The following is a 12,220-nucleotide window of genomic DNA, read 5'->3' as shown; positions in this document are numbered from 1 at the left end:
TCACTCTAAATTAAAAGGTATTTGACATGCAGCGTTCCCGCATCGCTTTATTTGTATTATCAGCCCTCGTCGGTTCTGTTGCTTTAACTGGTTGCGACCAGGCAGCTGAACAGTCGCAAGCTTCTGCACCAAAAGCCGTTCCAGTAGGGGTTATTACATTAAAAAGCCAAGCGCTTACTCTCAAAAAAGAACTTCCTGGTCGTATCAGTGCATTTCAAATTGCTGAAATTCGCCCACAAGTAAGTGGTATTGTGCAATCTCGTTTATTTGTAGAAGGTAAAGAGGTTAAACAAGGCCAGGCTCTGTATCAAATAGACCCTGCGACATTTGAAGCAGACTTAGCAGCAAGTGAAGCAAGTGTTGCACGGGCTCAGGCAAGTATTTCAAGTAGTAAAGCCAAGGCATCTCGTTTTAGCGAGCTTTTAAAAATAAAAGCGGTAAGTCAGCAAGATTTTGACGAGGCTGATGCTGCATACAAACAAGCAAAAGCTGAATTGTTAACAGCTAAGGCGCAGTTACAAACAGCGCAAATTAATCTTGATTACAGCCATGTGTCTTCGCCAATCAGTGGGCAAATTAGTAAATCAAGCGTAACTGTTGGTGCTTTAGTTAGCGCAAACCAATCAACAGCGCTTGCTACCGTTACTCAGCTTGATCCAATTTATATCGATTTAACACAATCAAGTAACGAACTTACAAAGCTTAAAAAATCACTTGCATCTGGCGATTTAACGGTTGATTCTGCGAGTCAAACTGATGTTGAACTCACTATGGAAGATGGGTCAATTTATCCTCACAAAGGCACATTGCAGTTTTCTGAAGTGACTGTTGACCCAAGTACTGGCTCAGTAACACTACGTGCTAAATTTTCAAACCCAGAAAAATTATTACTGCCAGGCATGTACGCCCGAGCTTCTATTGTGGAAGGTGTTAAGGCGGGTGCTATTTTAGCTCCGCAACGTGGTGTTAGCCGTAATTCAAAAGGCGAACCAACAGCAATGGTTGTGAGCAAAGACAACACAGTAGAAAGCCGCGTATTAAAAGTAGACAGAACGATTGGTTCTGATTGGCTTGTTACTGATGGCTTAATGGATGGCGATAAGTTAATAGTTGAAGGTTTACAAAAAATCCGCCCTGGTGCACCAGTTAATCCATCTGAAATTCAATCGTCTGCTAAAGCCGATCAAGCGCAATAACGGAGAGTTTTAATGTCACGATTTTTTATCGATAGACCGATATTTGCTTGGGTACTCGCTATTGTAGTGATGCTTGCAGGTATTTTGGCGATTAGGAGTTTACCTATTTCGCAGTATCCTTCAATTGCACCACCTGCAGTGAGTATTACTGCAACGTACCCTGGTGCATCTGCACGTACACTAGAGGATACGGTTACGCAAGTTATTGAGCAAAAAATGAAAGGACTTGATGGCTTGCTTTATATGTCATCTACTTCTGAGTCGAGTGGTTCTGCTACGCTTACACTTTCGTTTAGCGCTGAAACTGACCCTGATATTGCACAAGTTCAAGTGCAAAATAAACTAGCGACAGCGACTCCACTATTACCAGAAGCCGTTCAAAGGCAAGGCGTTGTAGTTGCAAAGTCTGCACGTAACTTTTTAATGGTTTATGCTTTTGTGTCTAAAGATGGCAGCATGAATAACATTGATATTGGTGATTATGTTTCATCAAACGTGCAAGATATTGTCTCGCGTGTTGAAGGCGTAGGTGAAGTGCAGTTGTTTGGTTCTCAGTACGCGATGCGTATTTGGTTAGACCCTGCAAAGTTACAAAATTATAAGCTTACACCTGCTGATATTAGTGCATCAATTAGTGCGCAAAATGCACAAGTATCTGCCGGTCAACTTGGCGGTATGCCTGCCGTTGATGGTCAGCAACTTAATGCAACAGTAACTGCGCAAAGTCGATTACAAACGCCAGAGCAATTTGAACAAATATTAGTTAAAACCAATCCAGATGGCTCTTTTGTACGTCTAGAAGACGTTGCTAGAGTAGAGCTTGGCGGTGAAAGCTACCGCGTTGTTGCTCGTTACGATGGACAACCAGCATCAGGATTAGGTATTAAATTAGCCAGTGGTGCTAACGCACTTGATACTGCCGCTGGAGTTAAAAAAGCAATTGAAGAGCTAAAACCGTTTTTTCCAGAGGGGTTAGATGCTGTTATACCTTACGACACAACGCCGTTTGTATCGTTATCTATCGAAAAAGTTATTCATACATTAATTGAAGCTGTTGTACTTGTTTTTGTAGTTATGTATTTGTTCCTACAAAACTTTAGGGCAACGCTTATACCGACAATAGCAGTGCCAGTGGTTTTACTAGGTACGTTTGGTATTTTATACACCTTTGGTTATTCAATAAATACGCTAACGATGTTTGCGATGGTGCTTGCCATAGGCTTATTAGTAGATGACGCAATCGTTGTTGTAGAAAATGTTGAGCGCTTAATGACCGAGGAAAAGCTCTCGGCGCTTGAAGCAACACGAAAATCTATGGATGAAATTAAAGGCGCGCTGGTAGGTATTGCCATGGTGCTTTCTGCGGTATTTATCCCAATGGCATTTTTTAGTGGTTCTACCGGTATTATTTATCGTCAGTTTTCTATTACGCTTGTATCGGCAATGGGCTTGTCGGTATTGGTGGCACTTATTTTAACACCTGCATTGTGTGCAACGCTTTTAAAACCAAGCCATGTTCATGATAACACGTCATTTATTGGCAAGTTTTTCACTGGTTTTAACCGTGGGTTTGATAAAACTAATAGCGGTGCGCAAGGCTTTGTTAGCCGAATGATCAACCACTCTAAGCGTTATTTACTTATTTACGCGGTGATAGTGGGTGGCATGGTGTATGTATTTTCGCATTTACCAACGGCATTTTTACCAGACGAAGACCAAGGTATTTTATTTAACCAAGTTTCATTACCAGCGGGTTCTACAACACAGCAAACGCTAGAAGTTGTTAAAAAAATGGAGAACCATTACCTAAATGAGCAATCTGAGGCTGTTAACGGTATCTTTACTGTAACAGGATTTAGTTTTGCAGGTTCAGGTCAAAACTCTGCAATTGGTTTTGTTAACCTTAAACATTGGGATCAGCGTCAACGCGATGATTTATCGGTACAAGGTGTTGCAGGTAAAGCAATGGGGTACTTCTCAACTATAAAAGAAGCATTTGTTTTTGCCTTTCCGCCACCTGCAATTGTTGAACTGGGTACTGCTAATGGTTTTAATATCTTTTTACAAGACCGTGTAGGCCTAGGGCATGATGCACTTTTAGCTGCGCGAAATCAGTTGTTAGGTTTAGCAAGCCAAAGTCCAATTTTAGCGGGCGTACGTCCAAATGGACAAGAAGATATGCCAGAACTACAACTTGATACAGATTTGGCAAAAGCCGAAGCGCTTGGCGTGTCGCAAAACGATATTAACAGTACACTTTCGACAGCATGGGGTAGTAGTTATGTGAATGACTTTATTGACCGTGGTCGAGTTAAAAAAGTGTATATGCAAGGTGATGCACAATCGCGCATGGTGCCTGAGGATCTAAATAAGTGGTATGTGCGCAATGATAATGGCGATATGGTGCCGTTTTCAGCGTTTGCTAGTGCCTACTGGACGTATGGTTCGCCACGTTTAGAGCGTTACAATGGTTTTTCAGCAATGGAAATTCAAGGTAGCGCAGCGCCGGGTTACAGTACAGGTCAAGCAATGGATGAAATGGAGCGTTTAGTTAAACAATTACCTAATGGTATTTCGTCTGAGTGGACCGGTATTTCATTCCAAGAGCGCTCAAGTAGCGGTCAAGCACCTTTACTATATGGCTTATCGCTGTTGTTTGTATTTTTATGTTTAGCCGCGCTTTATGAAAGTTGGTCGGTACCGTTTGCGGTAATGATGATTGTGCCACTGGGTATATTTGGGGCAATTATGGCTGCGGTAACAGGTGGATTATCTAACGATATTTACTTACAAGTAGGCTTATTAACCACCATTGGTCTTGCCTCTAAAAATGCGATACTGATTGTAGAGTTTGCGATTCATAAAATGGATGATGGGCTCGGATTAGTAGATGCAGCAGTTGAAGCAGTTCGCTTACGTTTACGTCCAATACTCATGACTTCGATGGCCTTTATTTGTGGTGTTATACCACTTGCTATAGCCTCAAGTGCGGGTTCTGGTGCGCAAAATGCGTTAGGTATTTCTATTATTGGCGGCACACTCGCATCATCAATATTAGTTGTTGTATTTGTACCGTTGTTTTTTGTATTAGTTCGTCGTGTATTCCCTGGTAAGTCTAAAGAACCTATTAAGGAGAGTGCAGAATGAGTGTGAAAACATTTACTTTAAGTGCTATAGCACTTGTTGTATTAAGTGGCTGTCAACTTGCACCTGAGCAAAAAGATATCACTTTACCAGTACCTGATGCATATGCATCGGGTGCTGGGCAAGCACAAGAAGCGGCTTTAAAGTGGCAGCAGTTTTTTAGTGATAAAAAACTACAATCACTTATAACGCAAAGCTTAGAGTACAATAAAGATATGCAAATGGCTGTGCTTAATGTGCAACGTGTACGTGGTTTATATCAAATTGAAGACTCTGCATTGTATCCGTCATTAGACTTTAATGGTTCGGGTACGCGCCAGCGTTTACCGGCTGATTTGTCGGGTACTGGCGATGCAGCTATTAGCTCTCAATACAGTGCTACGGTAGGTATTACGTCGTACGAGTTGGATATTTGGGGAAAAGTACGCAACCAATCAAAGCAAGCTCTGCAAAACTTATACTCTACTGAGCTTAGCCAATACAGCACGCAGGTATCGCTAGTAGCAGAACTTGCTAATGCGTGGCTAAATTACGCTGCCGATCAGCAGTTATTAAAATTAGCTCAAGATACGTTAACGTCTCAACAAGAGTCGCTGTCGCTTACTCAAAAAAGTTTTGATTTAGGTGCAGCTTCAAAAATTACGCTTGAGCAACTTAGAAGCACAGTGGCTACTGCAAAAGTTGATATTGCAACCTATAAACGCCTGTTACAGCGCGACAAAAATGCGCTTGATTTGTTAGTAGGTAAGCCAGTGGCGAGTGATTTATTGCCAAGTAAATCATTGGATTCACTTTTAAGTTTACCCGCTATACCAGTAGGTTTGCCATCTGACTTATTAACTCAGCGACCAGATATTAAAGCTGCTGAGCACTTGTTATTAGCTGCAAATGCCAATATTGGTATTGCGCGTGCTGCTTTTTATCCAAGTATTAGTCTAACGGCTAATGCCGGTACAGCGTCTAGTGATTTAAGTGATTTATTTGATGCAGGCTCTGGTACGTGGAGCTTTGTGCCATCGGTGAGTTTACCTATTTTTAATATGGGTCGAAACCAAGCTCGTTTAGATGTAGCACAAGCAGATCAAGAAATTGCATTGGTTACGTATCAGCAAAAAATTCAGCAAGCTTTTCGTGAAGTATCTGATGCATTAGCTGATAGGCAAGGGTATCAAGAGCAATTAGATGCACTTGATATGCTACTAAAAAGCCGACAATCAACATTTGATTTATCGCAAGCACGATACGATAACGGTGCCGATAGTTACCTACAAGTACTTGATGCTCAAAGAACGTGGTACAGCGCCCAGCAACAGAACATTGTTGGTCAACAAGCTTTACTCGCTAGTAAAATTAGCCTGTACAAAGTAGTTGGTGGTGGCTGGGATCAAAACGTTAAAACTAGCCAAGCTAAGTAATATAAATGGCTGTACTTAATTATATGTATAGCCATTTAATACAGTAGTAGGTCTAAATAGCTGGTGTAAGTTAGCGCGTTGAATACACTTATATTTGTATATGACTTACCATTAAAACACCTTTTGTCGAACCGATTGGTTTGGTAATGGAGTTTCGTATGAAAACCAAAAGACACACAGACCCAGCACTTGCACAGGCGCGAAGAGAGCAAGTTCTTTGCGCTGCAGCTGATTGCTTTCGCCGTAAAGGTTACCATGGTGCAGGTATGGCTGAAATATCAAGAACAGCAGGCATGAGCGCTGGGCATATTTATAATTACTTCGAAAGCAAAGAAGCAATTATTGAAAGTATTATAGAAAAAGACATGGAAGAGATGTTTTCTATATTTCAAGAGTTTGAAGATCAACCAGGCGATATTTTGACGGTTTTATTAGATGGTTTAAATATTGGCGTTAAAAGACACATGGACACAGGTGCATGCGTTGTTGATTTAGACATGATGGCTGAAGCAGGCAGAAACTTTAAAGTAGCGTCTTTATTGCGAGATGCCGATACGCAAGCACGTAACAGAATGCGCCAGCTTCTTATTAGTGAAAGCAGTGTTATTAAAGACATTGATGAGGCGGAGTTAGATAGTCGTATTAATGTTATTTTTTCTGTAATGGCAGGGTTATTACTTAGAAAGGTACTTTACCCAGAGCTTACAGAAGAAACTGTATTAATAGCGCTTCGCCCAGCAATGAAAACCTTACTTATGCCATTTGAGCGCTAATAAAAGTAAATCTAAAAACTAGCCAATAAACTTGGCTAGTTTTACTTTAATGAGCACAGGTTTTAAAATCGCTCTATAGACCACTGCAAAGCAATAAGTGCAATTGCAATTGAGCCTATTGGCATTAACCATTTTTTATACCAATCGTAATTTCTTACCCAAATCAATAGCGGCAAGGCAACAAGTAAAATACTAAGCTGACCAAACTCAACCCCTAAGTTAAATGCAAGAATACTTAGTAATTGATAATCGCTAGATAACCCAAGCTCGCCTAATACACTGGCAAATCCCATTCCATGTAATAAACCAAATGCGAACGTGAGCCAACCCAGACGAAGTACTACGGGCCATACATTATTTAGCGCGGCAAAAAGTACAGATATTGCAATACCGAGTTCTACCCAGCGACTATTTGGTGACACAAGGTTTAATGCCGTCGCGGTGAGCGTAATAGAATGCGCAAGCGTAAATGCGGTAACTATCCAAGCCGTGTGCTTAATTATTTGTTTTTTTGATGTAATACCTTGCCACTGCTTTTGTGTACGAGTAAGTACGCATGGCAGCAACAGGGCAATTAAAAATAAAATATGATCAACACCAATTAAAATATGTATAACGCCTTGATACACATACTGACTGAAGGTGCTTAAATAGCTTGACTGAGTAACACTAAACGTTTGCTTTGCATCGTTAATATTAAATACACGCGATACATTGTTTATATTCACAATTGCTTTGTGATTTGCATCGGTTTTAAAAAAAGCACTGTAATTAAGCGTGACTGAATTATTGCTATCGCAATTAAATAAAAGTGGGATCACTAAATAGGGCTGATTAAAGTGATTATCTAATTGGTACGTTGCTTCACTCGATAAAGCACATACCTGCTCAGTTTGTGATAGCGTTAAACTAGCGCTAATAAATTGGTTGATTGAGCTGCGTTTTGCTTTAATTTCTGCCCACGATATTTGTCCGTTTTGATCTAGATCGAGCGGGACTATTTGTTCTAAATCGGCAATGTTAACTTGCCAATCACCGATGTATTGATTTTTATTAGTGTCGTTGTTAAGCGTTATATAACTGGTACTTAACTGATGAGAAAAACTACTTGCTGAGTAAAAAAAAAGTATTGAGGTAATAATTAATAAGAAAAAAGTTCTCATAGAGTGTCTCGTTGCATCGCTTTAGCTTGAATAATTAATTGCTCGTCTGCGCTCATTTTTGCTTGTTGCCAATTAATATTTGCCCAATATAATGCTTTTTGACCATTAGGCTGCACTGCAATGTAATATTTTGCTAAATCGCTGGCATGAAAAGTATCTTGGCGTAACTCACGTAAATCAACACGGCTTTTCATCATAGTTTGCCATTTTTTATCAGAATTATTTAGTTTTTTTTCTGCAATGGCAAGTCTCAGTAAAATAGCATCTTCTAAATTATTATTATCGGTGAGTAATTCCCCCAAAGTATCTAGCAGTTGCTGGTCATTATTTAGTTCAAGTTGTATGTCTGCCCACAAAACAATAAGACTGACAGGGGCTTTTCGTAAATCTATATCTTGTATATATGCAAAAGCAGCATCATAGTTATTTAAGCGGTAGCTCATTTCACTCAGCACGTGTGTAGTTGCTAGGCTTATATCTTTATTTTGAGTTATCTTTTTTAAAGATTGATAGCTTTGTAAAAGGTCATCGTGCTGACTTTGTACATCTAATACACATGTACTCGTAGTTGTTATACTTACTAATCCGATTAATGCCACGCATTGTTGTTTTGCTTCAATAAACCGACCTTTAGTCATGTAAATGTTTGCAAGTAGTAAGTGGCTATTGCTGTGATTAGGCTCAATTGCTAATACTTGATTGGCTACGTTTATAGCTTCGTTAAATAGGTGTTCTTTTTGTAATACGCGTGCATATAAATAGCCAACTTGAGGTGTTGGGTTTTGCTTATACAATGTAGCTAAACGTGTTTTAAGCATGCCTTGTAAGCGCTCCGTTTGTCCTACATATTGGCTGTTAACCACGAACGAATTTATTTCATCAAGGGAGAGTTTAGCTGTAATTAAAGAGCTACTAGATGCTACAACGCTATCGTCACTCGGAATATAAGGCTTTGTAAAAGCATTACATGAAAATAAAGTCGCAATAAGTGCGGTTGTTAATTTAACTGATTTAATGCTGGGTAGGTGCATTTTAATATCCTTAAAAAAGCCATCCATGGCCTGTCAGCTTAATATTTACTGATTAGTTATTATTTGTAGAAAGCAAGTCATCAACATCAGTATCTGCGTTTGTAAAAACACGACCATTTACTGAAAGAGGCTCTGCATTAGGACCTTGATTAAATGCATCTGTTGCAAATTGAGCAAAGTCTACTTGCAATGCTTCAATTGTAATATTAACGCTAGCGCTTACTTGTTCATTAACGCCATCTGATACGCTAAATACAAAACTATCAGCGCCAGTTGCTTCTTTATTTGGCGTATAAGTATAACTACCGTCTGCATTTACAACAGTGCTGCCAAGCGTAGAGTTTGACGTTAAGCTATAGGTTAGTGCATCGCCATCTACGTCATCAGCTACTAGCATGTCATTAATAGCAACCTCAGTTTGCGTTGTAAGTGCGACATTACTTGTTGTTGGTGCTGAATTTACAGCGGGTGATGATTTTTTATCATCATCACTACATCCACTTATTACTAAAAAACTAACAAGTAAACACGCATGTGAAGCTTTTAAATTACGCATTATCGTGATCCTTATTTAGAACCCGCAAGTGGTGTTGCAAGATATGGGAAGCTAGCATCCATCATAGATGCATTTACAGGTGCACCATCGGTAAATGGTACAGTCCCTACATTAGCATCCTCTGGTGTACAAAGACCTAAATCAGTATCTTCTCCACCTACAGGAATAGGATGACATAAACGTCCCATTACAACGCGTAGCGCAATATCAACTACGTCATCACCAGGGCGACGACCGTTTGGAAAGCCAGCTAAGTCGTTACCAACTACACCAAATGTTGATTGATCAGCTTGCGCTGTGGCTGCAATAGCAGTGTTTAATCGCAACATTTCTGAAGGTGTTACCGTAGCTTGTTGGTTAACGCCTGCAAAGCCTGTTAAAAATGCGGTAATTAAATCTGTGCGTGGGAAGTTTGTTGGTGCAAGTGTTTCTAAATTAGCGCCAAGTGTTGTGTTAACAGCATCTTTAAATAAAATATTTAATAGTTCAGGTAAAGCAGGATGAGAAACATAATCTAAAAATTGTGCGTCATCTTTTGGATGAGCTGTAGAAAATGTATCTTTGTCTTTAATACCAATTACAAGTTCGTTTACAAGTGGATTACCTAAACGAGAAACTTGTGTTAATGCGCCGCCGTTAACAGCGTTGTTAGCAAATTTAGCATTAGGATTTAAAATGCGTGCTTGTGGTAAGCTCGCTGTTGTCCACGAACCAATTACACCATTTCCTTCACCTACAACACAACTTTTAGGAATTTCGATAGCGATAGAGGTTATGTTTTTATCAGCTAAATCATCGTTGTCAGCAGATTGTGTAATACCACCTGGAAAGCCACCGCCATCGCCAGCACCTGGAGCACTATCGCCTTCAACTGGTACATAATTTACCAAATCAAATGTTTTGCCTAAATTTACTACGAATGGGTCTTTACGTTGTCCAACAAATACTCTTGCCATTGAGTTACAGTTAGGAATTGAAACTTGATACATAAATTGATCTGCATAAGTTTGATAATTTTCCATAGAAGTGAATGTTTTATTACCAATGTAATCAAGCGGCTTTTTAAATGTTGTTGAATTTGTTGCTGTATTATTTAGCTCAACACTAGTGCCTACTTTTTGAGGACCGTTAATCATACTTACAGTGTAAGATTCACTAAAGTTAGCCGCACTGTCATTACCTGCTGACACACCGCCTACATTTTTAAGTGGAACAGATACCGTACGTTGGTTACCCTCAGGACCTACTGTTAATTGTACGCCTTGATTATCGTTTGGCAGCATGCTTTCAAAGTTAAACGCAAATGTAATGTCTTCAACTGCATCGCCGTCGTTATCAATGTGAATGTTGTATGTTGCGTCTGGGTCCATTGCAAAATAATTTGGACCACCGTATGCATCTTGTAATGGGATGTAGTTAGCAATTAATGTAACGAAATCGTCACGACCTTGTTCATAACTATTAAAAATATAAAAATCTGTAGAGTCTAAAGTCGGGAAGCGACTAATATTTGGTGCTTCTCTGTGGCTTGACGCCTCGCTTGGTGCACTAGCAAATGTACTGCATATTACTACTGCAAGTATTGATGGAGTTAAAGCTTTCATGACTTTGTCCTTTAGTTTTTGATTGAAGTCATGAGTAATAACGGGGCAGGTTTTAAATTGGATGCAAAAAAGTTAAATTATTTTATATTTTGTTAAAAATTGGCTACTTTTAAAAGTAGCCAATAAAAAGTTATAAAAGGATTAACTCAGTTGTATACAACACTTCGGTAGGTAAACCATTAGGCGAGCCGCCAATAGGCTCTAAGCTTACCGCTAGCAGAGTAATATTACTGGCATTAAAGCGTTTATCTTTTAGTAATATTTTACCGCCTTGTTTGGGCAATAAACCAAGAGAAATAGGAGTATCTTGACCTTTAAGTATCATCCAAAGCTCATAGTCTTTATTTGTTTGAGCAACTAGCTGGCTGCTTGCTTTTATTGAAAGTGCTTGTTCATTTACATCTATAAACCAAAGTGATTGTTTATCTTGATTTTGAACTAACGCAATTTGTTGCGTATTTTCAATTTTAGTAGCCGGTTGTATTACTAAAAAGGCTAAAACAATACACGCAGCCGTTGCTACAAAAGACCATGTTCTCCAAAGTGATGGTTTGGTGTGTATTACTTTTTTACTTTGCTGCGGCTGGTTTTCAATGCGCTGTATAATTTGTTGCCATACATCATCGCTAGGTGTTTGCGCAGTAATAGAGCTCGCTAAATTATTTAAATTTTGTTCCCACATCGAAATCGCTTCGCGCGCTTGATGAGAAGTAAGTAGCAAGCGTTGAAAGCGTTTTCGGGCTAGCCCTCTTAGTGTACCAAGCACATATTGGCCAGCAAGCGCATCTAATAGTTCAGGTTTGTTATAATTCATAATGTTAAGCACCTTTGTAGCTGCATAAGCCCGCGCCTGATCCAGCTTTTAACTGTGCCCAGGGGCGTATCAATATGATCAACTAATTCGCTATGACTTAGTCCTTTGTAATACGCTAAGTGAATAGCTTGTTTTTGTTGTGAATCTAATTGCTCGATACATTCTACGAGCTTAGTTTCTTCATCGTAAGTTACATCAATAGCTTGCTCGTTATAATCGTCATCACCCATTGATTGCTCTTTTCGTACTTTATTGTAGCGAAGTGCATCAAGGCTTCTGTATCTAACAATACTAATCATCCAACTAATAACCGTACCTTTAGATGAATTATATTCTGAGGCATTATGCCAAATTTTTATAAAAGCATCCTGTAATACTTCTTCTGCATGAGCTCTGTTTGTTAGCATATTTAATGTTATAGCGAACAATTTACCGTTCGTTTGTTGGTAAAGATTTGAAAAAGCATGCTTGTCTCCTTGTGCTGTTGCGCACAAAAGTGGTAGTAATTCATCATTATCCATAAG

General features: G+C 39.4%; 10 protein-coding genes. 4 read left to right on the top strand and 6 right to left on the bottom strand.

Annotated features, from left to right (window positions below):
- Nucleotides 1–26 precede the first annotated feature (26 nt).
- The 4 genes from I6F65_RS07605 (at nucleotide 27) to I6F65_RS07590 (ending at nucleotide 6,528) form a co-directional block, all read left to right on the top strand.
- On the top strand, nucleotides 27–1,196 hold the full coding sequence (locus tag I6F65_RS07605; RefSeq protein WP_024611765.1) for an efflux RND transporter periplasmic adaptor subunit: 1,170 nt from the start codon (nucleotides 27–29) through the stop codon (nucleotides 1,194–1,196).
- A 12-nt stretch (nucleotides 1,197–1,208) separates the two neighbouring features.
- Nucleotides 1,209–4,343, top strand: coding sequence for an efflux RND transporter permease subunit (locus I6F65_RS07600; RefSeq protein ID WP_197112270.1), 3,135 nt, complete (start codon nucleotides 1,209–1,211; stop codon nucleotides 4,341–4,343).
- Entirely contained in the window at nucleotides 4,340–5,755 is a 1,416-nt protein-coding gene (locus tag I6F65_RS07595; RefSeq protein WP_197112268.1) for an efflux transporter outer membrane subunit, read from the top strand. The genes I6F65_RS07600 and I6F65_RS07595 overlap by 4 nt, the downstream gene beginning before the upstream one ends.
- Before the next feature lie 158 nt (nucleotides 5,756–5,913).
- Nucleotides 5,914–6,528, top strand: coding sequence for a TetR/AcrR family transcriptional regulator (locus I6F65_RS07590; protein ID WP_024611767.1), 615 nt, complete (start codon nucleotides 5,914–5,916; stop codon nucleotides 6,526–6,528).
- A gap of 62 nt (nucleotides 6,529–6,590) precedes the next feature.
- Here the strand turns inward: I6F65_RS07590 and I6F65_RS07585 are convergent, their stop codons facing one another.
- The 6 genes from I6F65_RS07585 to I6F65_RS07560 all read right to left on the bottom strand — a co-directional run bounded on the left by I6F65_RS07585 (nucleotide 6,591) and on the right by I6F65_RS07560 (nucleotide 12,217).
- On the bottom strand, nucleotides 6,591–7,691 hold the full coding sequence (locus I6F65_RS07585) for a HupE/UreJ family protein (protein WP_166113927.1): 1,101 nt from the start codon (nucleotides 7,689–7,691) through the stop codon (nucleotides 6,591–6,593).
- Nucleotides 7,688–8,722, bottom strand: a complete 1,035-nt coding sequence (locus tag I6F65_RS07580; protein WP_197112266.1) for a lipopolysaccharide assembly protein LapB — start codon at nucleotides 8,720–8,722, stop codon at nucleotides 7,688–7,690. Before I6F65_RS07580 ends, I6F65_RS07585 begins: the two co-directional genes overlap by 4 nt.
- 52 nt (nucleotides 8,723–8,774) lie before the next feature.
- Entirely contained in the window at nucleotides 8,775–9,278 is a 504-nt protein-coding gene (locus I6F65_RS07575; RefSeq protein WP_024611770.1) for an Ig-like domain-containing protein, read from the bottom strand.
- 11 nt (nucleotides 9,279–9,289) lie between these two features.
- Nucleotides 9,290–10,882, bottom strand: coding sequence for a DUF4331 domain-containing protein (locus I6F65_RS07570; RefSeq protein WP_197112264.1), 1,593 nt, complete (start codon nucleotides 10,880–10,882; stop codon nucleotides 9,290–9,292).
- Nucleotides 10,883–11,012: 130 nt separating this feature from the next.
- Complete coding sequence (locus I6F65_RS07565; RefSeq protein WP_024611772.1) at nucleotides 11,013–11,696, bottom strand: anti-sigma factor; 684 nt, start codon at nucleotides 11,694–11,696, stop codon at nucleotides 11,013–11,015.
- Nucleotides 11,693–12,217, bottom strand: coding sequence for a sigma-70 family RNA polymerase sigma factor (locus I6F65_RS07560; protein WP_024611773.1), 525 nt, complete (start codon nucleotides 12,215–12,217; stop codon nucleotides 11,693–11,695). The genes I6F65_RS07565 and I6F65_RS07560 overlap by 4 nt, the downstream gene beginning before the upstream one ends.
- Between the last annotated feature and the right edge of the window lie 3 nt (nucleotides 12,218–12,220).

This window comes from Pseudoalteromonas sp. SWXJZ94C, from assembly GCF_015864385.1.
GTDB lineage: Bacteria > Pseudomonadota > Gammaproteobacteria > Enterobacterales > Alteromonadaceae > Pseudoalteromonas.
The sequence above is the reverse complement of the archived record's forward strand: the minus strand, read 5'-3'. Positions and strand labels throughout refer to the sequence as shown.